A 23,701-nucleotide genomic window follows, 5' to 3' on the forward strand; every position below is an offset into this window, starting at 1 on the left:
GGGGGGAGGATGAACGGAACCAAAATAAATATTTGGCACTGACATTCATCGACACACTATTGAGTTCTCAAAGAACACACGCAATCACCATCTCCCAGATTTTCATCTGTTCGATCGGCGAGGCAACTTTTCCAGCTTAGCTCAACCATCGGACCCGAACCAAATCGGGGTCTCGGTCGAACCAGTGTGATCGTCAGGCGCTCCCCGTACTACCTCGTTGTCCCCTTGCCTTTCGGCCCGGGGTTGGTGTCCGTGTCGCTCTGACCTGGAATAAGTTACGTGGCGGTTGATTCTATGTCAAATCGCCTGGTCAGGAAGGTCTTTCGGATGTACGCCCGACTACGCCGGCGTGCCGACCCGTTCCACCTCGGCGCCCAGCGAGCGCAGGTTCTCCACGAAGTGCGGGTAGCCGCGGTCGATATGGAACACGTCGTGCACCTCGGTGACGCCGTCAGCGACCAGACCCGCGAGGACCAGACCCGCGCCGGCGCGAATATCCGACGACCACACCGGCGCACTGGACAGCCGCGGGATGCCCCGGACCACCGCGTGATGGCCGTCGGTGCGGGCGTCGGCGCCCAGGCGGATCATCTCCTCGACGAAACGGAAGCGCGCCTCGAAGATGTTCTCGGTGATCATGGACGTCCCGTCGGCGATGGTCGCCAGGCCGATCGCCATCGGCTGCAGATCGGTGGGAAAGCCCGGGAACGGCAGGGTGGAGAAGTTCACCGCGCGCGGCCGCTCCGGTTGTTCCACCCGGAAACCGTTGGGTTCGAACGTGATTCGCGCACCCGCCGAACGCAGTTTGTCCAGCACCAGCGAGAGGTGCTTGGGGTTCAGGCCGGTGACGCGCACGTCGCCCCTCGTCATCGCGGCGGCGATTCCCCAGGTCGCGGCCACGATCCGGTCACCGATCACCTGATGGGTGGTGGGCGCGAGTTTGCGCACGCCGGAGATGGTGAGCACCGAGGTGCCTGCGCCGTCGATGCGGGCGCCCATCCGGGTGAGCATGGTGCACAGGTCGACGATCTCGGGTTCGCGCGCGGCGTTGTCGATCACCGTCTCCCCCTCCGCGAGGACCGCGGCCATGAGGATGTTCTCGGTCGCGCCGACCGACGGGAAATCCAGCCGGATGCGCGCACCCTGCAGCTCGTCCGCGCGCGCGACCAGGCAGCCGTGCTCGATTTCGCTGGTCGCGCCGAGCAGTCGCAGACCGGCCTGATGCATGTCGAGTGGACGGGACCCGATCGCATCACCGCCGGGCAGCGCGACGACCGCGCGCTTGCACCGCGCCATCAGCGGCCCCAGCACGCAGACCGAGGCGCGGAACTGCGTCACCGCCGGGAAGTCGGCGTGATACTTCGGCTCGGCCGGGGTGGTGATGGCGACCACCGATCCGTCGACGGTGACATCGCAGCCCAAACCGCGCAGAACCTCCGCCATCAGCGGTACGTCGAGGATGTCCGGGCAGTTGGTGATCGTCGTCGTGCCTTCGGCCAACAGGGCGGCGGCCATCAGCTTGAGGACGCTGTTCTTCGCGCCACCCACTGCGACCTCGCCGACCAGCCGACTGCCCCCGGTCACCAGAAACCGTTCACTCACGGGGGCCAGCCTAACGGGAGGGCTGGTCGGTCGCGGCCGGTCCGCCGGTCTCCGATCCCCCGGGCCGCCACAGCACGTCGCCGTCCGGGTTGGCCACCCGGCCGAGGATGAACAGCAGATCGGACAGCCGATTGAGGTATTTCGCGGGCAACACGCTGATGTCGTCCGGATGTGCGTCCACCGCCGCCCACGCCGCGCGTTCCGCCCGGCGCGCCACGGTGCGGGCCGTGTGCAGCAGCGCGGCCAACGGCGTGCCGCCGGGCAGGATGAACGAATTCAGCGGAGCAAGTTCGGCATTGAACTCGTCACACCAGCGTTCCAGCCGGTCGATATAGGACTGGGTGATCCGCAGCGGCGGATATTTCGGATCCGGCACGACCGGGGTGGACAGATCGGCGCCGGCGTCGAACAGATCGTTCTGCACCTGGCGCAGCACCTCGGCGATGCGCGATTCCGGTCGGCCGAGGGCGAGAGCCACACCGAGTGCGGCGTTGGTCTCGTCGCAGTCGGCGTAGGCCACCAGCCGCGGATCGGTCTTCGGAACCCGGGAGAAGTCGCTCAAACCGGTGGTGCCGTCGTCTCCGGTCCGGGTATAGATCTTGGTCAGATGCACACTCATTGCTGGTGACCACCTACTTCTGGGTCAACGTCCCGGTCGGCGCCGGATGCGTTCGGAGGGCCGCGATTCGACCCAGGACAGGAATGCCGTCAGCGCCGGCCGATCCAGGGCGAGTTCATAGCTGCCGTCACCGTCGGAGACCGCGATCACGACGATGTCGTCGGTCATGATGTCGTACTCGTCGCCCACCGGAGAACGCCGATCGACCACTTCGATGCCCAGCCGCCGGATGGTCGAATCCGGTCCCACCTTCAGGCTGGTGAGCTTGTAGAAGACGAGCCGGGATTCGCCGTAGCGAATCAGGCCGTGCCGCCACCCTTGACCACCCTGCGCCGGAAGGACGCGCAGAATCGCCGCGGTTCCACCTCGGCGCAACATGATCAGGCGATACAGCGACACCAGCGCTACGCCGACCAGCAGCAGCACCAGAATGATCAGAAGCACCATCCCGGTCCGCAATCCAGGTCCGTCCCTTCGCTTCGCCCCTGTGCCGTCGCCAGCGCCGTGCCATCCCCGAACAAGGCCGCTCCCGCAGCGAGTCTACAAACCAGGGCGCCGCGGCACACAGCCGGTACATCCGTTCCACAAACGAGGATATCGGCCGATTCGCCGATCCGGAGGAAGGTGATCAGAGGCACACTCGCGCAAGGGCATTCGAAGCCCGTCAGGGTTGGCTGTGCGCGGGTTCACGATGGGTCTCGTATTCGCCCGCCGGCATCGGGTCGCGCTCAGGACAGGGTGGAGGGCGCACCCCCGGACGGTCACCCCGGCGAGGGTGTGGCCGATTCATCACCAGCGAAATTCCGGCAGAAACGCCGGGTGGCGGCCCGGAGATCCGGACCGCCACACGGTTGCGCTATTCCGTTGTCGCCCTGAGGCGTTCGCGTCAGGCGCTCATCGCTTCCACCGCGCGAATTCGCGCGGTCGCCGCGTTCTGTTCCTGCTCCGAGGCATTCGGATCGGCCAGGACCGCGCGGGCGGCGTCGAGATCGATATCGCCCGCGAATTCCGCCGATTCGGCGAGAATCCGGACCGCCTCACCGGTGCACGAGAAGAAACCGCCGTGCACGGCCGCGACGATCCGCTCGCCCTCGGTGCTGTCGATGGTCACGATGCCGCCCTCGACCAGCTGGCCGAGTACGGGCTCGTGGCCGTGCAGAATACCGATCTGACCTTCCGTGGTCTGGGCGCTGACGAAACTCGCCGTTCCCGACCACAGCCGCCGCTCGATGGCGACCAGATCAACTGACATATCCGCCATGGTGGACTACTTCCCGGCGATCTTCTTCGCGGCCGCCTCGACGTCGTCCAGGCCACCGCAGGAGTTGAACGCCTGCTCCGGCAGGTGGTCGAATTCGCCCTTGCAGACCCGCTCGAAGTCGTCGATGGTCTGCTCCAGCGGCACGACCGAACCCGGCTGACCGGTGAACTTCTCGGCCACGATGAAGTTCTGGCCGAGGAACTTCTCCAGACGACGCGCCCGGCCGACCAGGACCTTGTCCTCTTCGGAGAGCTCGTCCATACCCAGAATCGCGATGATGTCCTGCAGTTCCTTGTACTTCTGCAGGATTCGCTTGACCTCGTTGGCCACCGCGAAGTGCCGCTCGCCGACAATCGAGGCCTCGAGGATTCGCGAGGTCGAGGTCAGCGGGTCGACGGCGGGGTAGATACCCTTCTGCGAAATCGGGCGGGAGAGCTCGGTGGTCGCGTCCAGGTGGGCGAAGGTGGTCGCCGGCGCCGGGTCGGTGTAGTCGTCGGCGGGGACGTAGATCGCCTGCATCGAGGTGATCGAACGACCACGGGTCGAGGTGATGCGCTCCTGCAGCTGACCCATCTCGTCCGCCAGGGTCGGCTGGTAACCGACGGCCGAAGGCATACGACCCAGCAGGGTCGAGACCTCGGAACCGGCCTGGGTGAAGCGGAAGATGTTGTCGATGAACAGCAGCACGTCCTGGCCCTGCACATCGCGGAAGTACTCCGCCATGGTCAGCGCGGACAGCGCGACGCGCATACGGGTGCCCGGCGGCTCGTCCATCTGGCCGAAGACGAGGGCGGTGTCCTGAAGGACGCCCATCTCTTCCATTTCCAGGTGGAGGTCGGTGCCCTCACGGGTGCGCTCACCGACGCCGGCGAACACCGACGTACCGGAGAACTCACGCGCGATACGGGTGATCATCTCCTGGATCAGAACGGTCTTGCCGACACCGGCACCACCGAACAGACCGATCTTGCCGCCCTTCACGTACGGGGTCAGCAGGTCGATGACCTTGATGCCCGTCTCCAGGATCTCGGTCTTACCCTCGAGCTGGTCGAAGGCCGGCGGCTGGCGGTGGATGCCCCACTGCTCGCCGTCGCGGCCCAGGCCGGGGGTGTCGAGGCAGTCGCCGAGGGCGTTGAACACGTGGCCCTTGGTGACGTCGCCGACCGGAACCGAGATCGGCTTGCCGGTGTCGGACACCGGGACGCCGCGGACCAGGCCGTCGGTCGGCTGCATCGAAATGGTGCGGACGATGTTGTCGCCCAGATGCTGCGCGACCTCGAGGGTCAGCGTCTTGGCCACCGACGGCAGGGTGACGTCGGCGTGCAGCGCGTTGAACAGATCTGGGATGGCGCCGCGCGGAAACTCGACGTCCACAACGGGGCCGTTGACCCGGACGACGCGGCCTGTGCCAGCGCCCGCCCGGCTTGCGTTTTCTTGCGTGACAGCTGCGGTCATTTGTTCTCTTCCATGGGGGCTAGGGCTTAGTCGCGATCCGAGGACGCAGCCAGCGCGTTCGCGCCGCCGACGATTTCACTGATTTCCTGCGTGATGTTCGCCTGCCGGATCGAGTTCGCCTGGCGGGTCAGGGTATTGACCAGCTCGGTGGCGTTGTCGGTGGCAGCCTTCATTGCGGTGCGGCGCGCGGCCGACTCCGAGGCCGCGGCCTCGAGCAACGACGAGTAGATGCGGGTGTTGATGTACTTCGGCAGCAGGGCGCCGAGCAGCTTGTCCGCATCCGGTTCGAACTCGTAGAGCGAGGTGATCTTCGCGTCCGGCGAGTCGGTGAGCATGTCCTCGCCGAGTTCGAAGTTCTCGTCGATGAAGCTCACCTGGATCGGAGCGAGCCGGCGAACCTCGGGCACCTGCGACAGCATCGAGACGAAGCGGGTGTAGACGATGTGGATCTCGTCCACGCCCTCCATGGTCCCGCCGCCCGGAGCCTCCACCTCGGTCTCGGAACCCGCCATGAACACATCCACCAGGTGATGGCATGCGGCCGAGGCGTCGGTGTAGTGCGGCTGCTGCGAGAACCCGGTCCACGAACCGGCCAGCGGCCGGTTGCGGAACGTGTAGTACGTCAGGCCCTTGTTGCCCATCACGTACAGCACCGGCTCCTTGCCCTCGGAGCGCAGCGTCGTGATGAGCTCCTCGGTGCGCTTGAGCACGTTGGAGTTGTAGCCACCGCACATACCGCTGTCACTGGTGATCACCAGGATGGCGGCGCGGCGCGGAGTGGCCCGCTCGGTGAGCAGCGGGTGGTTGAGATTCGAGGACGCACTGGCCAATTCGCCGAGCACCTTCGTGATCTCTTCCGCATACGGCTTCGCGGCGGCCACCCGGGCCTGGGCCTTGCTGATTCGCGAGGTCGCGATCAGTTCCTGGGCCTTGGTGATCTTCTTGATCGAGCTCACGCCACGAATACGGGAGCGCAATTCACGCAAGTTCGCCATCAGCGGTTCACACTCCCTTCGCGTATCGAATTCGTAGGCATCGTCGGACCCGGCTTACTTCTCGACGTGCTTACGGGTGACCGACAGCGACTCGACCTCTTCGTGGTCCAGCTCGCCGGCCTCGGCCTCGTTGACCACGCGGCTGCCGTCGGAGGCCAGGAAGCCCTGCTTGAAGCGCTCGGTCTCGGTCTTGATCGCGTCGGCGGCCTCGCCCTCGAGGACCTTGCCACCGGCGATCGACTCGAAGGCCTGCGGCGCGGCGCGGTGCAGCGTCTCCAGCAGTTCGGAGTTGAAGCGGCGGACGTCGCCGACCGGCACCGAGTCGTAGTAGCCGGCGTCGACCAGGTAGATCGAGACGATCTGGTCCTCGACGGCGACCGGCGAGTACTGGTCCTGCTTGAGCAGCTCGACCCAGCGGGCACCACGCTCGAGCTGGGCCAGCGAGGCGGCGTCCAGGTCGGAGGCGAAGGCGGAGAACGCCTCCAGCTCGCGGTAGGAGGCCAGCTCCAGACGCAGCGAACCGGCGACCTTCTTCATGCCCTTGGTCTGCGCGGCGCCACCGACACGGGAGACGGAGGTACCGACGTTGATGGCCGGACGCACACCCTTGTTGAACAGGTCGGACTCGAGGAAGACCTGGCCGTCGGTGATGGAGATGACGTTGGTCGGGATGAACGCCGAGATGTCGTTGGCCTTCGTCTCGATGATCGGCAGACCAGTCATCGAACCGGCGCCCATCGCGTCGGACAGCTTCGCGCAACGCTCCAGCAGACGGGAGTGCAGGTAGAAGACGTCACCGGGGTACGCCTCACGGCCCGGCGGGCGACGCAGCAGCAGCGAGATGGCGCGGTAGGCCTCGGCCTGCTTGGACAGGTCGTCGAAAACGATCAGGACGTGCTTGCCCTGGTACATCCAGTGCTGGCCGAGCGCGGAACCGGTGTAGGGCGCGAGCCACTTGAAACCGGCGGAGTCGGAGGCCGGGGCCGCGACGATGGTGGTGTACTCCATCGCACCGTGCGCCTCGAGCGCGGACTTCACGCCGGCGATGGTGGAGCCCTTCTGGCCGATCGCGACGTAGATGCAGCGCATCTGCTTGGTCGGATCGCCGGACTCCCAGTTGGCCTTCTGGTTCAGGATGGCGTCGATGCAGACCGCGGTCTTGCCGGTCTTGCGGTCGCCGATGACCAGCTGACGCTGGCCGCGGCCGATGGCGGTCAGCGCGTCGATGGCGGTGATGCCGGTGGCCATCGGCTCCTCGACCGGCTGGCGCTCCAGCACGGTCGCGGCCTGCAGCTCCAGCACGCGGCGCTCGTCGGCCTCGATCTCGCCCAGGCCGTCGATCGGCTGGCCGAGGGGGTTGATGACGCGGCCCAGGAACTTGTCGCCGACCGGCACCGAGAGCACGTCACCGGTGCGGCGGACCTGCTGGCCCTCTTCGATGCCGTCGAACTCACCGAGGATGACCGCACCGATCTCGTCGGGGTCGAGGTTCAACGCGACACCCAGCACACCGCCGGGGAATTCGAGGATCTCGTTGGTCATCGCCGACGGCAGGCCGCTGACGTGCGCGATGCCGTCACTGGTGTCGGTGACCGTGCCGATTTCCTCGATGGAGGTTTCGGGGGTGTAGCTCTGGGTGTAGCTTTCGATCGCGCTACGGATCTCATCGGGGGAGATCGTCAGCTCCGCCATGGTTCTTCCTGCTCTCGCTGTGGTCTGGAATGTCGGGTGGGTGCCGGGCTCGGGGGCTCGGCTAGGCCAGGGCCTGGCGCAGGCGCTGCAGTCGGCCGACGGCGCTGCCGTCGATGACGTCGTCGCCGATGCGCACGACGACACCGGCCAGCAGTGCCGGATCGACCTGCACGTGGATGGTGACCGGCTTGTCGTAGATTCGCTGCAGCGATGCGGCGAGATGCTCCCGCTGCTGCTGCGTCAGGGCCGTCGCCGAACGAACGTGCGCGACGATCTGCTTGCGCAGCGACGCCGCCAGATCGGACAGCTGGTCGAAGGCGACGCCGACATCACCGCGCGACCGGCCGACCGCCTGCTCGGCCAGCTGCATGGTGACGTCTTCGACCTTCCCGGCGAGCAGCCGCGCCAGCAGGTCGCGCTTGGCGGCCGCCGGCTTACCGCGATCGGTGAGTGCCTGCTCCAGATCCGGGTTGTCTTCGACGGTGCGGCCCAACCGGAACAACTCGTCCTCGACGGCGTCGATACGTCCGCGGTCGGCCGCGGCGCGTAACAGCGCCTCCTGCCCGAGCAGCACCAGGGTGTCGACCAGGTCTCGGGTCCGAGACCAGTCCTGGGCGACGGCAGTGGTCAGCACGGCCTGAGTGGCCGCGCTGATCTTGCCGCCGAACACGCGTTCGGCCAGTTCGGCACGCACCGAACTCGACACCGACTTATCCGCGAGCGCCACACGCAGCGAACGCTGGTCGTCGAGCACGGCGACTACGGCGAACAGTTCGGAGCCCGTCGTGGCGGCGACGGAGTCACTCCCGGTGAGTGCGGCCGAAAGAGCTTCCCTCGCACGGGAACTCGCCTCGCGGCTCGCTGCGTACATGCTTCCCACTTTCACTGTGTTGAATTCCGGGGCCCGGAGTGGTCGGGCGCCGGTGACTTGCGTCACCGACAAGACCTCTCAGGCGCAGGTTACCTTCCGACCCCGATGCCGGCCTTCTGATCCAGCTCGGTGAGGAACCGATCGATGGACGCCGCCTGCTTGGCTTCGTCCGCCACGGACTGCCCGATGATCTTCTCGGCCAGGTCGACCGCGGTGCGGCCGAGCTCGGACCGGAGCTCGGTCACGATCTGCTGACGCTGCGCGTCGAGCTGCGCGTTTCCGGCGGAGACGATGCGATCGGCTTCGGCCTGAGCCTCCGAGCGCAACTGCGCGAGGATCTGCTGGCCCTGGGTACGCGCTTCCTCACGGATGCACGCGGCCTCGAGCCGAGCCTCGGCCAGCTGCTGCTGGTACTGCTGCAGGGTTTCCTGCGCCTCGGCCTGTGCGGCCTCGGCCTTGGCCATGCCGCCTTCGATCTTCTCCGAGCGCTCGTCGAGCACCTTCGTCAATCGAGGAACCACGTACTTGTAGAACAGGATCCCGATGACGACAACGCACACCACCGACCAGACGATGTCGTATGGCTCCGGAATCAGAGGGTTCTTGTCCTCTGCATTCTCGGCGAGCAAGTACATGCTGTTCATCGGAATCAGAAGATGAAGCCGGCGACGAGGCCGATCAGCGCGAGGGCCTCGGTGAACGCGATACCCAGGAACATGTTGGTCCGGATGGTGCCCTGCAGCTCAGGCTGACGGGCGATGCCCTCGATCGCCTTACCGACGACGATGCCGACGCCGACACCCGGGCCGATCGCGGCCAGACCGTAACCGATAGCGCCGTAGCCCTTGACCCGATCCGAGGTCTGGGCGAGTTCGGCGGCCACGTAGGAGAGGCTCATGAGATTTCTTTCCCTTTCTGTTGCCCACCCGCCCGGCGGCCGGTGGGGCAGTTCTTGTGCGGTCGTGCGGTCAGTGCGAGTCGGCGTGCTGCGCGAGGCCGATGTAGACGGCCGTCAGGAGCGCGAACACGTAGGCCTGCAGGAAGATCACCAGGAGTTCGAACAGGGTGAATCCGAATCCCGCGAGCAAGGAGAACGGCGAGAAGATCTTCATCCACGAAGCGGCGTCGAAGAGGAAGAACTGGGTGGCGCTGAAGAACAGCACCAGCATGATGTGACCGGACAGCATGTTGGCCATGAGTCGGACGGTCAGCGTGAACGGACGCAGGATGAAGGTCGAGATGAACTCGATCGGAATCAGCAGCACGTGCAGCGCGACCGGAACATTCGGCACGACGATGGACGAGCGCATGTATTTCCAGAAGCCGTACTTGCGGATACCCACGTAGTTGAAGGCGATATAGGCGATGACCGCCAGCACCAACGGCATACCGACGCGTGCGTTCGAGGAGATGTTCAAGAACGGGATGACGCTGGAGAAGTTCAGGAACAGCACCGTGAAGAAGATCGTGGCGATCAACGGGAAATACCGGCGGCCACTTTCCTTGCCGAGCACCTCTTCGCAGATCTGCTCCCGAACGAACAGCAGACCGATTTCCGCGGCGTTCTGCAGTCCGCGCGGCACCAGGCGCGGGCTCCGGAATGCGAGCAACATGACCGCGACCAGGACTGCCGCCATGATGATGCGAATGAGCATCAAACGGTCGAGCTCGAAAGGCGTCCCCTCGAACAGCACAGCCGGAGGGAAGAAGTCTTGCAGCGAAGGCGCGTGGAACTCGCCCGCCAAAGTGGTGACGCTCAGCGTTCTCTCCCGTGTTCGGGCCGCGAGACATGTTCCATCTCGCGGTTCGATCGGACATTGACGATCAGGTGGGTCGACTCAGGTCGGCTCGAAGTTCGTCAGCAGCTGCGCGGGAAGTCCCGCCGTGGCGTCTGTACGTCGGCGACATCGTCGACGGTGCAGGGCCGGATCTTCTCACCGAAGGACCGGCACGGCAGCAAGCATAACCTCTCGCACCGGCGACGATGCGGTCGGCCCCGTTGGTTCGGATGCTTACGGTAAAGAGTTTACCAAGGTATCTACGACAACGTGTAGGGGGTCTTGTTCACACGTTCGAACGATCTTGGTCGGCGGAGCCCGCGGGCGGGTCGATCACCGGAACACGTTGGCGCAGAAGCCCGTACGTCTCGGCTCCGAGAACAATCAGCAACGCGCCCACGACGGTCAGGAAGAGGGTGCCGGGGCTGTAGAAATCGAACTGGTGCAAGATCGCGACCACGATCATCACGACCAGTATTTTGCCGATCCAGCTCGCCAGCATCACCATGCCCTGAATGCCGGAATCCAATTTCGCGCTGAACAGCACGAGCGCGGCCGTGGTGAGAATGAAGAAACCACCGATCGCGGATCCGATGAGCGCGCCCCAGAAACCGGCCCAGCCCGCGACGACCGAGCCGGCGACGACCGAAACCACCACCAGCACGCACAATCCGGCGATGCCGTAACGCAGCGCTGCTCGTAGTGGCGCGTCGGGGTGCAATTCGGGTGCCGTGCTCACGTCGAGCCACTTTACCCGTTCCTTACTTGCGGCGACCGCGGAGCCCGACCACTTCGCGCAGCGATGGGACGGCCGTCACAACCAAGGCGAAAACCAAACCCGCCGCGAACAGCAGAACCACCACGCGACGGTCCATCAAAGAGGTTCCGACGGCCGCGAATGCGAGCACGCCGACCCACAGATAGATCAACAACACCACGCGACGGTGCGAATGGCCGATCTGCAACAAACGGTGATGCAAATGCATTTTGTCGGGAGTGGAGAAACTCACACCCGCGCGCACGCGACGCACGATTGCCAGCACCAGATCCAATACCGGAATGAACATCACCGCTCCCACCAGCAACAGCGGTGACAGCAGACCCACGATGTCGCGCGGCCCGTATCCGGTGAGCGGAATTCGGCCGGACGCGCCGGTCGACACGGCGGCGAGCATCAAACCGATCAACATCGATCCGGAATCGCCCATGAATATTCGCGCCGGGTGGAAATTGTGTGGCAGAAATCCCAGACATCCGCCCGCCAGCGCCGCGGCCAGCAGGGCCGGCGGATAGCCGTCGGTGGCACCGCCCTGCTGGTAGAGCAAACCCACGGTGAACACGAAGACCGCCGCCGCGGCGATCAGCCCCAGCCCGGCCGCGAGACCGTCGAGGCCGTCCACGAAGTTCATCGCGTTGATCATGGTGACGGTGATGGCCACCGTGACCACCCAGCCCTGCAGCTGGTCGAGCACGACCGTGGTGTTGCTGAACGGGTTGTAGATGGCCACCCAGCTCAGGCCCATCACGGCCATCGCCCCGGCGGCCGAGATCTGGCCCACGAACTTCGTCAGCGCGTCCAGGCCCCAGCGGTCGTCGACGATGCCGACCAGGACGATCAGCGTGCCCGCGACCAGCACGGCCGGAATGTCGCGCGGGTAGTCGAAACCGCGGCGCAGCGCCGGCAGCTGGTGGGCGAACAGCACCGCGGCCAGTACGCCCAGATAGATGCCGACCCCGCCCATGCGGGGAATCGGCTCGAGATGCACATCACGATCACGTGGCACCGCGATGGCGCCGAAACCGATGGCCAGCACCCGAATTCCGCCGGTGGACAACATCGTCACCACCGCGGACACGAGCAGCACCAGAAGCAGCTCGCGCAGCGGGACGACCGCACCCTGACTGAAAACCATCTACCGGGCCGTCAGCGGGTGGTCTCGGGCGAGAGTTCGTCCGGCGCCATGCCCAGCACCTCGGCGACCTGCGCGACGGTCACCGCGCCGGCCCGCAGCACCCGCGGGCGGTCGCCGGTCAGGTCCACGATCGTGGAGGGCACGCCGTGTTCGGCCGGGCCGCCGTCGAGGTAGACGCCGACCTGGTTCCCGAGCTGGTGTCGCGCCTCGGTGACCGTCGTGGCGGGCGGCTGCCCGGAGACGTTCGCGCTCGATACGGCCATCGGGCCGACCTCGCGCAGCAGTTCCAGCGCGATCGGGTGCAGCGGCATGCGCAACATCACCGTGCCCCGGGCGTCGCCGAGATCCCAGGCCAGCGAGGGCGCCTGCTGCACGACCAGGCTCAGCCCGCCCGGCCAGAAGGCACGGATCAGATCCCGTGCCTGCGGCTGCACGGAGAAGACGAGTCCGTCGATGGTGTTCCACGAGCCCACCAGCACCGGCACGGGCATGTCGCGCCCGCGCCGCTTGGCCGCCAGCAGACCGGCCACAGCCGTGGAATCGAACGCGTCCGCGGCGATTCCGTAGACCGTATCGGTAGGGATGACGGCCAGCCGTCCGGATTTCAAGGTGGTCCGCGCGGCGGTCAATCCGGCGGCACGAGAATCGGGATCGGAGCAGTCGTAGACGGTACTCACGGCGGTGAGTCTATTGAATGTGTCTCACGGCACGTTGCCCGGCTTCGCGCAAATTCTCGGCAATCCGTGCGTCAGCGAGTGCGACGCGCGGCGACGAAGCGCGGCCGGCCGGCCAGATCCGGATGTTCGACGATGTCGGAGAATCCGCCGTGCCCGGCGAACAACGCCGCGACTTGGGCACCGTGCGAGTCGTCGTGTTCGACGGCGGTCACGCCCTCGGGCCGCAGCAGCCGCGCGATGGTGGCGACCATCGGGGCGATCACCTCGAGTCCGTCCGGGCCGCCGAACAGCGCGAGATGCGGATCGTGTTCGGCCACTTCGGGATCCAGCCGCGCGCCGGTGGGGATGTAGGGCGGGTTGGCGACCACGACGTCGACGCGGCCGTTCAGCTCGGCCAGCACGTGCGCGTCGGTGACATCGCCGGCATGCAGAACGATCGGCGTATCTCCCTGCGCTGCTTGCCGTTCGGCGTTGCGCTGCGCCCATTGCCTTGCGGTGGCGTCGATTTCGACCGCGTGCACCTCGGCGTCGGGACGGGCGTTGGCGATCGCCAGGGCCAGCGCGCCCGATCCGGTGCACAGGTCGACGACGATCGGGGGGTGCCCGTGGCCGGCGGCCTCGAGCTGGGCCAGCGCCCACGCGAAGATCAGCTCGGTCTCCGGTCGCGGAATGAAGACGCCGGGGCCCACCGCCAGATCCACCTCACCCATGGAGGCGGCGCCGGTCAGATGCTGCAGCGGCACCCGCTCGGCCCGGCGAGCCACCAGTTTGTGGAACCGTTCGAGCTGTTCCGGTGTGACCATCGGAATCAGCGCCAGGCGCGAACGCTCGACCTCGAGGACGAAGGCGGCCAAGAATTCCGCGTCGATCTGCGGGCTGTGCACCCCGGCCGCCGCGAGCGTGCGGGCCGCGTCGAGGATCGCGGGTCGCAGCGGCAGCCGCTGCTTGCCCGCCTCACCCGGATCCGGCATCATTCCGCCGCGAGCCGGGCGGTGCGATCGGCTTCGCCCAAAGCGTCCAGCAGCGCGTCCAGTTCGCCGTCCAGCACCGAATCCAGATTGTGAGCCTTGAAGCCGATGCGGTGGTCGGTGATGCGGTTCTCGGGGAAGTTGTAGGTGCGGATGCGCTCGGAGCGGTCGACCGTGCGGATCTGTGAGGCACGGCCCGCGGCCGCGTCGGCCTCGGCCTGTTCCTCGGCCAGGCTCTGCAACCGCGCCGAGAGGACCTGCATCGCACGGATCTTGTTCTGCAGCTGCGAACGCTCGTTCTGGCAGGTCACGACGATCCCGGTGGGCAGGTGCGTGATGCGGACCGCGGAGTCGGTGGTGTTGACGCCCTGGCCGCCCTTACCGGAGGAGCGGTAGACGTCGATGCGCAGATCGGATTCGTCGATCTGGACCTGTTCGACCTCGTCGGGTTCGGGGTAGATCAGCACGCCGGCCGCCGAGGTGTGGATGCGCCCCTGTGATTCGGTGACCGGCACACGCTGCACGCGATGGACCCCGCCCTCGAACTTCAGCCGGGACCAGACGCCGTCGCGACTGGGCTCGCGGCTCTTGATCGACAGCGTCGCCTCCTTGTATCCGCCCAGGTCGGACACGTTGGCGTCGAGTACTTCGACCTTCCAGCCGTGGCGTTCGGCGTAGCGGATGTACATGCGAGCCAGATCGGAGGCGAACAGGGCCGACTCCTCGCCGCCCTCCCCCGACTTCACCTCGAGCACGACATCGTCGGCATCGTGCGGATCGCGCGGGGCGAGCAGATCGGTGAGCGTCTTCTCCAGTTCCTCGACCTGCTGTTCGAGGCCGGGCACCTCGGCGGCGAAGGACGAGTCGTCGGCTGCCAGCTCCCGGGCCGCGGCCAGATCGTCGCGGGCCGCGGTGAGCTTGGTGTAGGTCGACATGATCGGCGCCAATTCGGCGAACCGCTTACCGACGCGACGGGCCTCACCGGGATTGTTGTGCAGCGCCGGATCCGACAGCTGGGTTTCCAGGCCGGCGTGCTCGGCGAGAATGTCGTCGATGGCGGATGGGGCCGTGATCTTGTCGGCCATGGCGGTTATGCCTCCTGCTGGGAGCTTTCGGTCACCTATAAACGCACCAACGCCCGGCCTGCGAATGCAGGACGGGCGTTGGCGGGGCAGCTACTTGGCTTCCGAACCCTCGGCCTTCTTGGCGCGCTTGCCGTAGCGGGCCTCGAAGCGGGCGACGCGACCGCCGGTGTCGAGGATCTTCTGCTTGCCCGTGTAGAACGGGTGGCACTGCGAGCAGACCTCGACGGTGATGTGGCCCGACTCCTTGGTGCTGTGAGTCTGGAAGGTGTTGCCGCAACCGCAGACAACGGTGGTCGGCACGTATGCCGGGTGGATTCCTGCCTTCATGGGTGTCCTCTCGATCTGGCCCCGGGTCGCCCCGGCCCACGGCTGTATCTGCCGTGCTGCCGTGCTGGACGTGAACCGGAACCGACTAGGCGGGATGGTCTGCCGATCGCAGACGCACCGACGGTCCAGTATGCCAGAACCGCCGATACGCACTCACAACGCACCCCGCACCGGATTTGTTCCGGCATCGGCGCGCCCCGGAAGGCCGCACACCCCAAGGAACTGACGGCACGCGAACTCGCGGTTCTCGAGCCACCCTGAAAACGAGTAGTCGGCTACTCGGGAATATGAACACCTTTGTTCGTAGATTCGTTGCAGGAAGAAGACCCATGGCAATCGAGCCGACGATCCGAGGGACAGCAGTGAATTTCCACACCGCGCGGGGGGCGAGTAGGAGATCGCGCGCCCCCGCCGTCGGCGAGCCCCGCCCCGGAGACCGCCGCCTGGGAGATCGCACCATCCGCCCGGTGCCGGGCCACGGACATGCGAAGGAGATCGGCGCGGCGACCGTCTTGGCCACGCTGGGCGTACTTGTCGTCACCGGGTGGCTGACCGCCTCCGGCACCCCGCCCCGCGCGACCGTCGCGACGCCCGCCGGACCGGATCGGCCCTACGAATTCGCCGCGACCTCGGTCTCCACCGGGTCCATCACCGGCGTCACCGCCCTGATTCTGATCTGCCTGATCACCGGCGCCGCGGTGATCGGCCTGCTGTTCTATGCGCCGACCCCGCCACACGCCGACCGGCGACGCGATCATCGACGTGGACGGTTCCCGCAGACAGCAATGCGGCCCCGCCGAAGCGGGGCCGCATTATCGCGAGCCGAGCGGCACCTGCGGGTGCGCACCGGGCACGGAGAGATGTACTGCTCTCCTATTCGTCCAAGGCGCCCGGCGCGGTCTTCGAGACCGTCATCAGGAATTCGACGTTGCTCTTCGACTTCTTCAAACGGTCGATGAGCAGGTCGATCGCCTGCTGCGAATCGAGGCCCGAGAGCACCCGGCGCAGCTTGTGGATGACCGCCATCTCGTCGGGCGACATCAGCAGCTCGTCGTGGCGGGTGCTGGACGGGTTGATGTCGACGGCCGGGAACACGCGGCGCTCGGCGATCTTGCGATCGAGCTTGAGCTCGGCGTTACCGGTGCCCTTGAACTCCTCGAAGATCACCGTGTCACCGGTGGAACCGGTCTCCACCATGGCGGTGGCGATGATGGTCAGCGAGCCGCCGTTCTCGATGTTGCGAGCCGCGCCGAGGAACCGCTTGGGCGGGTACAGCGCGGTCGAGTCCACACCACCGGACAGGATGCGACCGGAGGCCGGCGAGGAGTTGTTGTACGCACGACCCAGCCGGGTGATCGAGTCGAGCAGCACGACGACGTCCTGCCCCATCTCGACCAGGCGCTTGGCCCGCTCGATGGCGAGTTCGGCGACCGAGGTGTGGTCGCTCGGCGGACGGTCGAACGTGGAGGCGATCACCTCGCCGCGCACCGAGCGCTGCATATCGGTGACCTCTTCGGGACGCTCGTCCACCAGCACCACCATCAGGTAGCACTCGGGGTTGTTGGTGGCGATCGCGTTCGCGATGTCCTGCAGGATCGTGGTCTTACCCGCCTTGGGCGGCGACACGATCAGCGCACGCTGACCCTTACCGATCGGCATGATCAGGTCGATCACGCGGGTCGTCAGCTTGTTCGGCGTGGTCTCGAGCCGCAGCCGCTGGTTGGGGTACAGCGGGGTGAGCTTGTTGAATTCCGGCCGGCGGCGGGCGGATTCGACATCCGAGCCGTTGACCGTGTCCAGCCGCACCAGCGGATCGAACTTCTGCCGCTGGTTGCCCTGTTCGCCCTCGCGCGGAGCACGCACCGCACCGGTGATCGCGTCGCCGCGGCGCAGGCCGTTCTTACGCACCAGGTTCATCGACACGTAGACGTCGTTCGGGCCGGCCAGGTAGCCGGAGGTGCGGACGAACGCGTAGTTGTCCAGCACGTCGAGGATGCCGGCGACCGGCTGCAGGACGTCGTCCTCGCGGATCTCGACCTCGCGGCCCTCGCCGCCCTCGCGGTCACGCCCGCCACGACGGCGCTCCCGGAACCGGCGGCCGCGGCGCCCGCGCCCACCTTCCTCGTCGTCGCCACCACGGTCTCCGCCACGGTCGCCACCGCGGGCGGCGCCGTTCTGGCCGGCCTGGTTCTGACCGCCGGACTGGTTGCGGTCGCGGCGACGATCGCCCGACTCCTGATCCGCCTTGGCGTCGCCGCCCTCGGCCTTCGGTTCGGTCTTGGTTTCGGCGCGAACCTCACCACCGCGGTTGTCGCCACGGTTGTCGCCGCCCTCGCCACGCTGGTCGCGGCCACGACGCTGGCGGCCGCGGCCACGCTGGCCGCCGTCACGGCCGGACTCGTCACCCGAATCGGCCGGGCGCGCAGCCGATTCCGCGGTTTCCGCCTTGGCGGACGCGTTCTCGGCGCCCACACCGTCGAGAGTCTGCTGCTGACCGCGCGCGGCACCGTTGCGGGTGCCCTTCGGCGCATCGTTCTTGGCGCGGCCCTTGCCGGTGGACTCGGCGGCGTTCTCGGAGGTCTGGGGGGAGTCCGTCTTCGCCGCCGCGCCGGATTCGGTCGCAGCGCCGGCATTCGACGCGGACTTCGCGACGGACTCGACGCCCGAGTCCGCTTCGGCGGATTTCGCATCACCCCGGCCACCACGCGCGGACTTGCCGGCGCCGGCGGAAGCCTGATTTTCCTTGATGGCGGCGATGAGATCGCCCTTACGCATTCCGGATGTGCCTCGGATACCGAGCTCTCCGGCAAGCGCACGCAACTGCGGCAACAACATTCCAGTCAGCCCCGATCGTGCGACGTCGGTGTGTTCGCTCATCTTCGAAATCTGTCCGGAGTCACTTTCGCGGCCGTCCGAGGGATTTGCAGTGTCCACCCCGGGTGTCGCGAGCAGGTCCGTATCTGTCACGGAGATCCTTTCCTTCCCTCGATTGCCGTGTGCATATTCGAGGGTTCGTCCCGAAGCCCGATCACTGTGCCGAGCTCGGATGCCGTATCGCCTGCCCCGCCGGACCGATGGAATCACCACCTGGTCACGGCCACCGGTTCATTGAGTGGGAGTGATCATTCCAGTCGCTGTCCTCGACGTCGAGGTCGAAGTCCCGAGTGATTCGAGCCCCCGAGCCACCGAGCTTGAGCAAGGAGCCTGCTGGAGCGATTGCCCTGATGAAGCACCGGCGTCTGACGCGCACGATGTACGGACGTGCTCAGGATAGCTCTGTATGACCACGTCAGCAAGGCAGCCACGCCATCAATCCACGCGTACACCCGCGGAAATGTCGGGTTCGACGACGCGCAGACCGTCGTCCTCGGCGAGTTTGCGCAGGTCGTCCGGAAATTCTCCGGTGCCCAGCGCCAGGATGGTCGGACCGGCGCCCGACACCATCGCGGCGAGTCCGGCGGTGCGCAGCCGGGTGATCCAGGCGGTGGTCAGCGGCAGCGCGGCGGCGCGATAACCCTGGTGCAGACGGTCCTGGGTCGCGGGCAGGAGCAGGTCGGGACGCTCGGTCAGGGCGACCACCGACAGTGCGGCGCGGCTGACGTTGAACGCGGCGTCGCCGTGCGGGACCATCTCCGGCAGCAGGCCGCGGGTGTGCGCGGTCGAGGACCGCTCCTGCGGGATCAGCACCGTCGCGCGCAGTCGCGGGTGCGGATCCAGCCGCACCGCACGGTAGACGCGCTGGTAGCGCTCGACCGAGCTGCTCGCGTCGAGTTCGCCGGCCCGGTCGGATTCGGTCCACGACACCACGATGCCGCCGAGCACGCTGGCGGCCGCGTTGTCGGGATGTCCCTCGAATTCCGAAGCCAGCTGCACCAATTCGGCATCCGAACCCGTCAGCGCCGGGTCGAATTTCGCGGCCAGTCCGCGCGCGGCGGCGAGTCCGCCGACCGCCGCCGAGGCCGAGGATCCCAGCCCGCGCGAATGCGGAATGACGTTGCGGCACACCACGTCCAGCCCGTCGGCCCACACGCCCGCGGCTTCCAGACCGCGTTCGATCGCGCGCACCACCAGATGTGAAGGGCCCCAAGGAACGTCGTCGGCGCCCTCACCCTCCACTCGGATGGTAAGCCCGGAATCGGTGGTACGTACCACGATTTCGTCGTACAGCCCCAAAGCGATACCGAGCGAATCGAATCCGGGGCCGAGATTGGCGCTGGAGGCGGGCACCCGGGCCGTGACGGTGATTCCGGGGGGCAGGGTTCGCGTCACCGCGGCACCGTGCTGTCGCTCGGCGCCGTCCGACGAAGGCGCTGCGGGGTCGACTCGCCGCGCCCGCTCACTGAGCTGACCTTCGCGCGCACTCAACTCAGGCCAACTCGAGCTCGCGAGCCACCGCTACCGGATCGACCGCGATCGCCTCGACCGCGGGCATACCCAGCAGCGCGGTGTCGGGATCCTTGAGACCGTTGCCGGTGACGGTGCACACGACGGTGAGCCCGGAATCGAGCCAGCCCTCCTTGCGCGCGGCCAGCAGACCGGCCACGCTCGCGGCCGAGGCGGGTTCCACGAAGACGCCCTCGGTGCTCGCGACCAGGCGGTACGCGGCGAGGATCTCCTCGTCGGTGGCGGCCCGGAAGGCGCCGCCGGACTGCTCCTTGGCGGCCACCGCGCTGTTCCAGGACGCGGGCGCGCCGATCCGGATCGCGGTCGCGATGGTTTCGGGGTCCTTCACCGGCGCGCCGTTGACCAGCGGCGCGGCCCCGGCGGCCTGCACACCGAGCATGCGCGGACGGCTCGCGGTGAGGCCGTCGGCGTGATATTCGCTGTAGCCCTTCCAGTACGCGGTGATGTTGCCCGCGTTGCCGACCGGCAGGGCGTGCACATCGGGGGCCTTGCCCAGCGCGTCGCAGATCTCGAAGGCCGCGGTCTTCTGCCCCTCGATGCGGGCCGGGTTGACCGAGTTCACGAGACCGACCTCGGGAAAGTCCGAGGTGACCTTGCGGGCCAGCTCGAGGCAGTCGTCGAAATTGCCCTCGACCTGAATGATCTTGGCGCCGAGCATGACCGCCTGCGCGAGCTTGCCCATCGCGATCTTGCCCTGCGGGATCAGCACCGCGCAGTGCATGCCGGCCCGGGTGGCGTAGGCCGCCGCCGACGCGGAGGTGTTACCCGTGGAGGCGCACAGCACCGCCTTCTGGCCGCGGGCCTTCGCATCGGTCATCGCCATGGTCATGCCGCGGTCCTTGAAGGAACCGGTCGGGTTGAGGCCCTCGACCTTGAGATACACCTCACAGCCCGTGAGCTCGGACAGGTGATGCGCGGGCACCAGCGGCGTGCCGCCCTCGTAGAGGGTGACCGGCTCCCAATCGGCGCCGACCGCCAGGCGTTCCCGATAGGCGGCGATCAGCCCCGGCCACGGAGTGTGCACGGCCCCGGCCGACGGCGGCGCTCCTGTCTGACTCATTCCTCGGTGCCTTCCAATCTCAAGACGCTGGTCACGGACGTGACGGATTCCAGCTCGGCAAGTGCTGCCACCGTATCGGCCAGCGCCGACTCCGGTGCGTGGTGGGTGACCACGACCAGTCGGGCGCCCTCGTCGTGTCCCTCCTGGCGGACCGTCGAGATGCTGACACCGTGCTCGGCGAATTTGCCGGACACCGCCTGCAGAACCCCGGTGCGGTCGGCAACCTGCAGGTTCACGTGATAGCGGGTCGGGATGTCGCCGATCGGCGCGATCGGCAGCTCAGCATAAACCGATTCACCCGGTGCGCGGCCACCGTAGAACTTGTTGCGGGCCGCCATCACCAGATCGCCCATGACGGCCGAGGCGGTCGGCGCGCCGCCCGCGCCCTGGCCGTAGAACATCAGCCGGCCGGCGTTCTCGGCCTCGACCACCACCGCGTTGAAGGCGCCGTTCACCGACGACAGCGGATGCCGCCGCGGGATCAGCGCCGGGTAGACGCGCACCGACACCCGGTCCTTACCGGCGGGCGTGCTGCCCGCTTCCCCCGGCGCGGCCACCGCCGAGCCGTCCATCGACAGCCGCTCGCCGCCGGGCATCCGCTCGCAGATGGCCAGCAGCTTCACGGTGCAGCCGACCGCCGCCGCCGTCTCCAGATCCTCGGCGGTGATCTTCGAGATGCCCTCGCGGTAGACATCGGCCGCGGTGACGCGGGTGTGGAAGGCCAGCGAGGCGAGGATCGCGGCCTTGGCGGCGGCGTCGTACCCCTCGACATCGGCGGTGGGATCGGCTTCGGCATAACCGAGCCGGGTCGCCTCGGCGAGCGTATCGGTGTAGTCGGCGCCGGTCTCGTCCATCGCCGAGAGAATGAAATTCGTTGTGCCGTTGACGATTCCGACCACCCGGTTCACCCGGTCGCCGGACATCGACTGGATCAGCGGGCGCACCACCGGGATGGCGCCGGCGACCGCGGCCTCGAAGTACAGGTCGGCGCGGCTGCCCTCGGCCGCCGCGGCCAGCTCACCGGTGTAGTCGGCCAGCAGCGCCTTGTTCGCGGTCACCACCGATTTGCCGCCGTTGAGCGCGGACAGGATCAGCTTGCGAGCCGGATCGATACCGCCCATCACCTCGACCACCAGGTCGACGTCGTCGCGGGCGACCAGTGCTTCGGCGTCGGTGGTCAGCAGCTCGGCCGGAATGCCGCGGTCGACGTCGAGGCGCCGCACCGCGACGCCCCGCAGCACCACCGGGGCACCGACCCGCGAGCGCAGGTCGTCGGCGTGCTCGCGCAGGATGCGCACCACCTCGGTGCCGACATTGCCCATGCCGAGCACCGCGACCCCGATGGGATGTTCGATTCCGAACGCACCGCCTCGGGCCTGGTTCGTCGCCTCGGTCATGAGTGCACCTCCGTCGCTTCCAGGCTCATCAGATCCGCCACTGTCTCGCGGCGCAGCAGCAGCCGCGCCTGCCCGTCGCGGACCGCGACCACGGCCGGGCGGGTGAGCATGTTGTAGCGGCTGGCCATCGAATAGCAGTACGCTCCCGTGGCCGCGACCGCAACCAGGTCTCCCGGTCCGACGTCGGCGGGCATCCACGTGTCCCGGATGACGATATCGCCACTCTCACAATGCTTTCCGACCACACGCGCCACCACGGGGGCGGACTCGCTGGAGCGCGAGACCAGCCGGCAGTCGTAGTCGGCCTGATACAGCGCGGGGCGAATGTTGTCGCTCATCCCGCCGTCGACGCTGACGTAGCGGCGCTGCGCGCCCGCGTCGAGCGAGACGTCCTTTGTGGTACCGACCTCGTAGAGGGTGACGGTGCCGGGGCCGGCGATCGCGCGGCCGGGCTCCACCGCGATGGTCGGGGTGGGCAGGCCGATCTGCGCCGCCTCCACCTCGACGATGTCGCGCACCTTCGCGGCGAAGTCGTCCAGCGGCGGCGGATCGTCGCTCGGCAGATACGAAATGCCCAGGCCGCCACCGAGATCCAGGATCGCGATCTGTTCGGTGCGCTCGACGCCGAACTTCTCGATCGCATCGCGCAGCAGTCGCAACATGCGCCGCGCCGAGATCTCGAAGCCGTCGATGTCGAAGATCTGCGATCCGATGTGGCTGTGCAGGCCGACCAGGCGCAGATTGTCCGCCTCGAAGACCCGGGCCAACGCCTCCATCGCATCGCCGCCGGCGATCGAGAAGCCGAACTTCTGATCCTCGTGCGCGGTCGAAATGTATTCGTGCGTATGCGCTTCCACGCCGACGGTGACGCGGACCAACACGTCCTGCACCACGCCCGCGCGGGCGGCGACCGACTCCAGGCGCTCGATTTCGATCAGCGAGTCGACCACGACGTGCCCGACGCCCGCCGCGACGGCCTGCTCCAGCTCGGCGACCGATTTGTTGTTGCCGTGCAAGGCGATTCGCTCGGCGGGGAAGCCGCCGAGCAGCGCCACGGCCAGTTCACCGCCGGAACACACGTCCAGGTGCAGACCCTCGTCACGCACCCAGCGCGCGATCTCGCCGCACAGAAATGCCTTGGACGCGTAGTGGACTCGCGCGCCGGGTCCGAAGGCGCGGACCATGTCGCGGCAGCGGGAACGGAAGTCGTCCTCGTCGACCACGAACAGCGGTGTGCCGAATTCGGCGGCGAGCTGCGTGACGGGCATACCGGCCAGGCGCACCACGCCGTCGGCGTCGCGAGAGGCGTTGCGGGGCCAGACCTTTTCGGGCAGGTCGATCATCGCGCGGGGGTCGACGCCACCCGTCAGGTGCTGTCCAACGGTCTGGCGCTGCTGGGCGTATCCGCCCCGGAGCGCATGTGAACCGCCGTCGGTCAGGTCATCGTGTGAGGAAGGAATTATTGTGAGTGCGCATCCGGCGGGACCTCGGCACGCCGAGATCCCCCACGCCCCCAACCTGTCGGAGCGTGATCGGCTGCGGCGGCTGGTGCGTGCGGCCGCGACCGGGACCGACACCGAGGCCGAGTTCGTGGGAT

The 23,701-nt window shown here is 67.3% G+C and carries 22 protein-coding genes; all 22 read right to left on the bottom strand.

Going from position 1 to position 23,701, the window contains the following annotated elements; translation table 11 throughout:
- Positions 1-339: 339 nt before the first annotated feature.
- On the bottom strand, positions 340-1,602 hold the full coding sequence (gene murA, locus A5780_RS30575; protein ID WP_030518271.1) for a UDP-N-acetylglucosamine 1-carboxyvinyltransferase: 1,263 nt from the start codon (positions 1,600-1,602) through the stop codon (positions 340-342).
- Between the two features lie 10 nt (positions 1,603-1,612).
- Positions 1,613-2,221, bottom strand: a complete 609-nt coding sequence (locus tag A5780_RS30580; protein WP_063015835.1) for a cob(I)yrinic acid a,c-diamide adenosyltransferase — start codon at positions 2,219-2,221, stop codon at positions 1,613-1,615.
- Positions 2,222-2,245: 24 nt separating this feature from the next.
- Positions 2,246-2,668 carry a DUF2550 domain-containing protein gene (locus tag A5780_RS30585; RefSeq protein ID WP_030518273.1) on the bottom strand — a complete coding sequence of 141 codons (423 nt, stop codon included), beginning with the start codon at positions 2,666-2,668 and terminating at the stop codon, positions 2,246-2,248.
- A gap of 439 nt (positions 2,669-3,107) precedes the next feature.
- Positions 3,108-3,482 carry a F0F1 ATP synthase subunit epsilon gene (locus A5780_RS30590; RefSeq protein ID WP_030518274.1) on the bottom strand — a complete coding sequence of 125 codons (375 nt, stop codon included), beginning with the start codon at positions 3,480-3,482 and terminating at the stop codon, positions 3,108-3,110.
- Between the two features lie 6 nt (positions 3,483-3,488).
- Positions 3,489-4,937 carry a F0F1 ATP synthase subunit beta gene (gene atpD, locus A5780_RS30595; RefSeq protein ID WP_039776817.1) on the bottom strand — a complete coding sequence of 483 codons (1,449 nt, stop codon included), beginning with the start codon at positions 4,935-4,937 and terminating at the stop codon, positions 3,489-3,491.
- 26 nt (positions 4,938-4,963) lie between these two features.
- Positions 4,964-5,932 carry a F0F1 ATP synthase subunit gamma gene (locus A5780_RS30600; protein WP_063015836.1) on the bottom strand — a complete coding sequence of 323 codons (969 nt, stop codon included), beginning with the start codon at positions 5,930-5,932 and terminating at the stop codon, positions 4,964-4,966.
- A 54-nt stretch (positions 5,933-5,986) separates the two neighbouring features.
- Complete coding sequence (atpA, locus tag A5780_RS30605; protein ID WP_064905631.1) at positions 5,987-7,624, bottom strand: F0F1 ATP synthase subunit alpha; 1,638 nt, start codon at positions 7,622-7,624, stop codon at positions 5,987-5,989.
- Positions 7,625-7,685: 61 nt separating this feature from the next.
- Positions 7,686-8,495, bottom strand: coding sequence for a F0F1 ATP synthase subunit delta (locus tag A5780_RS30610; protein ID WP_030518278.1), 810 nt, complete (start codon positions 8,493-8,495; stop codon positions 7,686-7,688).
- 89 nt (positions 8,496-8,584) lie between these two features.
- Positions 8,585-9,139: a F0F1 ATP synthase subunit B gene (locus A5780_RS30615; RefSeq protein WP_064910673.1), complete on the bottom strand. Its 555-nt coding sequence runs from the start codon at positions 9,137-9,139 to the stop codon at positions 8,585-8,587.
- A 5-nt stretch (positions 9,140-9,144) separates the two neighbouring features.
- A complete protein-coding gene (locus A5780_RS30620; RefSeq protein ID WP_025347580.1) occupies positions 9,145-9,393 on the bottom strand; it encodes an ATP synthase F0 subunit C in 249 nt (82 codons plus the stop codon).
- 70 nt (positions 9,394-9,463) lie between these two features.
- Complete coding sequence (gene atpB, locus A5780_RS30625; RefSeq protein ID WP_030518280.1) at positions 9,464-10,189, bottom strand: F0F1 ATP synthase subunit A; 726 nt, start codon at positions 10,187-10,189, stop codon at positions 9,464-9,466.
- 370 nt (positions 10,190-10,559) lie between these two features.
- Positions 10,560-10,937 carry a hypothetical protein gene (locus tag A5780_RS30630; RefSeq protein ID WP_321190243.1) on the bottom strand — a complete coding sequence of 126 codons (378 nt, stop codon included), beginning with the start codon at positions 10,935-10,937 and terminating at the stop codon, positions 10,560-10,562.
- Between the two features lie 97 nt (positions 10,938-11,034).
- A complete protein-coding gene (locus tag A5780_RS30635; protein WP_030518282.1) occupies positions 11,035-12,186 on the bottom strand; it encodes an MraY family glycosyltransferase in 1,152 nt (383 codons plus the stop codon).
- Positions 12,187-12,197: 11 nt separating this feature from the next.
- A complete protein-coding gene (locus A5780_RS30640; protein WP_036498542.1) occupies positions 12,198-12,863 on the bottom strand; it encodes an L-threonylcarbamoyladenylate synthase in 666 nt (221 codons plus the stop codon).
- Between the two features lie 71 nt (positions 12,864-12,934).
- Entirely contained in the window at positions 12,935-13,834 is a 900-nt protein-coding gene (gene prmC / locus A5780_RS30645) for a peptide chain release factor N(5)-glutamine methyltransferase (protein WP_064910677.1), read from the bottom strand.
- Positions 13,834-14,916, bottom strand: coding sequence for a peptide chain release factor 1 (gene prfA / locus A5780_RS30650; RefSeq protein ID WP_064910675.1), 1,083 nt, complete (start codon positions 14,914-14,916; stop codon positions 13,834-13,836). The genes prmC and prfA overlap by 1 nt, the downstream gene beginning before the upstream one ends.
- Before the next feature lie 90 nt (positions 14,917-15,006).
- Complete coding sequence (gene rpmE / locus A5780_RS30655; RefSeq protein ID WP_030518286.1) at positions 15,007-15,243, bottom strand: 50S ribosomal protein L31; 237 nt, start codon at positions 15,241-15,243, stop codon at positions 15,007-15,009.
- A gap of 873 nt (positions 15,244-16,116) precedes the next feature.
- Positions 16,117-18,120: a transcription termination factor Rho gene (gene rho / locus A5780_RS30660; RefSeq protein WP_104364089.1), complete on the bottom strand. Its 2,004-nt coding sequence runs from the start codon at positions 18,118-18,120 to the stop codon at positions 16,117-16,119.
- A gap of 432 nt (positions 18,121-18,552) precedes the next feature.
- Complete coding sequence (thrB, locus tag A5780_RS30665) at positions 18,553-19,512, bottom strand: homoserine kinase (RefSeq protein ID WP_063015876.1); 960 nt, start codon at positions 19,510-19,512, stop codon at positions 18,553-18,555.
- 97 nt (positions 19,513-19,609) lie between these two features.
- Positions 19,610-20,707, bottom strand: a complete 1,098-nt coding sequence (thrC, locus tag A5780_RS30670; protein WP_063015840.1) for a threonine synthase — start codon at positions 20,705-20,707, stop codon at positions 19,610-19,612.
- Positions 20,704-22,104 (bottom strand): homoserine dehydrogenase, encoded by a 1,401-nt coding sequence (locus tag A5780_RS30675; RefSeq protein WP_063015841.1) that lies wholly within the window; start codon positions 22,102-22,104, stop codon positions 20,704-20,706. The genes thrC and A5780_RS30675 overlap by 4 nt, the downstream gene beginning before the upstream one ends.
- Complete coding sequence (lysA, locus tag A5780_RS30680) at positions 22,101-23,474, bottom strand: diaminopimelate decarboxylase (RefSeq protein ID WP_064910678.1); 1,374 nt, start codon at positions 23,472-23,474, stop codon at positions 22,101-22,103. Before lysA ends, A5780_RS30675 begins: the two co-directional genes overlap by 4 nt.
- Positions 23,475-23,701: the final 227 nt, after the last annotated feature.

The sequence above is a fragment of the Nocardia sp. 852002-20019_SCH5090214 genome, assembly GCF_001665865.1.
Lineage (GTDB): Bacteria > Actinomycetota > Actinomycetes > Mycobacteriales > Mycobacteriaceae > Nocardia > Nocardia nova.

Excerpts from the sequence above, each read along its gene's own strand:
- rho (WP_104364089.1), bottom strand. The coding sequence starts at position 18,120 with ATGAGCGAACACACCGACGTCGCACGATCGGGGCTGACTGGAATGTTG.
- A5780_RS30620 (WP_025347580.1), bottom strand. The coding sequence starts at position 9,393 with ATGAGCCTCTCCTACGTGGCCGCCGAACTCGCCCAGACCTCGGATCGG.
- A5780_RS30610 (WP_030518278.1), bottom strand. The coding sequence starts at position 8,495 with ATGTACGCAGCGAGCCGCGAGGCGAGTTCCCGTGCGAGGGAAGCTCTT.
- atpA (WP_064905631.1), bottom strand. The coding sequence starts at position 7,624 with ATGGCGGAGCTGACGATCTCCCCCGATGAGATCCGTAGCGCGATCGAA.
- thrC (WP_063015840.1), bottom strand. The coding sequence starts at position 20,707 with ATGAGTCAGACAGGAGCGCCGCCGTCGGCCGGGGCCGTGCACACTCCG.
- prfA (WP_064910675.1), bottom strand. The coding sequence starts at position 14,916 with ATGGCCGACAAGATCACGGCCCCATCCGCCATCGACGACATTCTCGCC.
- prmC (WP_064910677.1), bottom strand. The coding sequence starts at position 13,834 with ATGCCGGATCCGGGTGAGGCGGGCAAGCAGCGGCTGCCGCTGCGACCC.
- A5780_RS30580 (WP_063015835.1), bottom strand. The coding sequence starts at position 2,221 with ATGAGTGTGCATCTGACCAAGATCTATACCCGGACCGGAGACGACGGC.
- atpD (WP_039776817.1), bottom strand. The coding sequence starts at position 4,937 with ATGACCGCAGCTGTCACGCAAGAAAACGCAAGCCGGGCGGGCGCTGGC.
- A5780_RS30590 (WP_030518274.1), bottom strand. The coding sequence starts at position 3,482 with ATGGCGGATATGTCAGTTGATCTGGTCGCCATCGAGCGGCGGCTGTGG.
- A5780_RS30600 (WP_063015836.1), bottom strand. The coding sequence starts at position 5,932 with ATGGCGAACTTGCGTGAATTGCGCTCCCGTATTCGTGGCGTGAGCTCG.
- A5780_RS30585 (WP_030518273.1), bottom strand. The coding sequence starts at position 2,668 with ATGGTGCTTCTGATCATTCTGGTGCTGCTGCTGGTCGGCGTAGCGCTG.
- A5780_RS30635 (WP_030518282.1), bottom strand. The coding sequence starts at position 12,186 with ATGGTTTTCAGTCAGGGTGCGGTCGTCCCGCTGCGCGAGCTGCTTCTG.
- rpmE (WP_030518286.1), bottom strand. The coding sequence starts at position 15,243 with ATGAAGGCAGGAATCCACCCGGCATACGTGCCGACCACCGTTGTCTGC.
- A5780_RS30615 (WP_064910673.1), bottom strand. The coding sequence starts at position 9,139 with ATGAACAGCATGTACTTGCTCGCCGAGAATGCAGAGGACAAGAACCCT.
- A5780_RS30675 (WP_063015841.1), bottom strand. The coding sequence starts at position 22,104 with ATGACCGAGGCGACGAACCAGGCCCGAGGCGGTGCGTTCGGAATCGAA.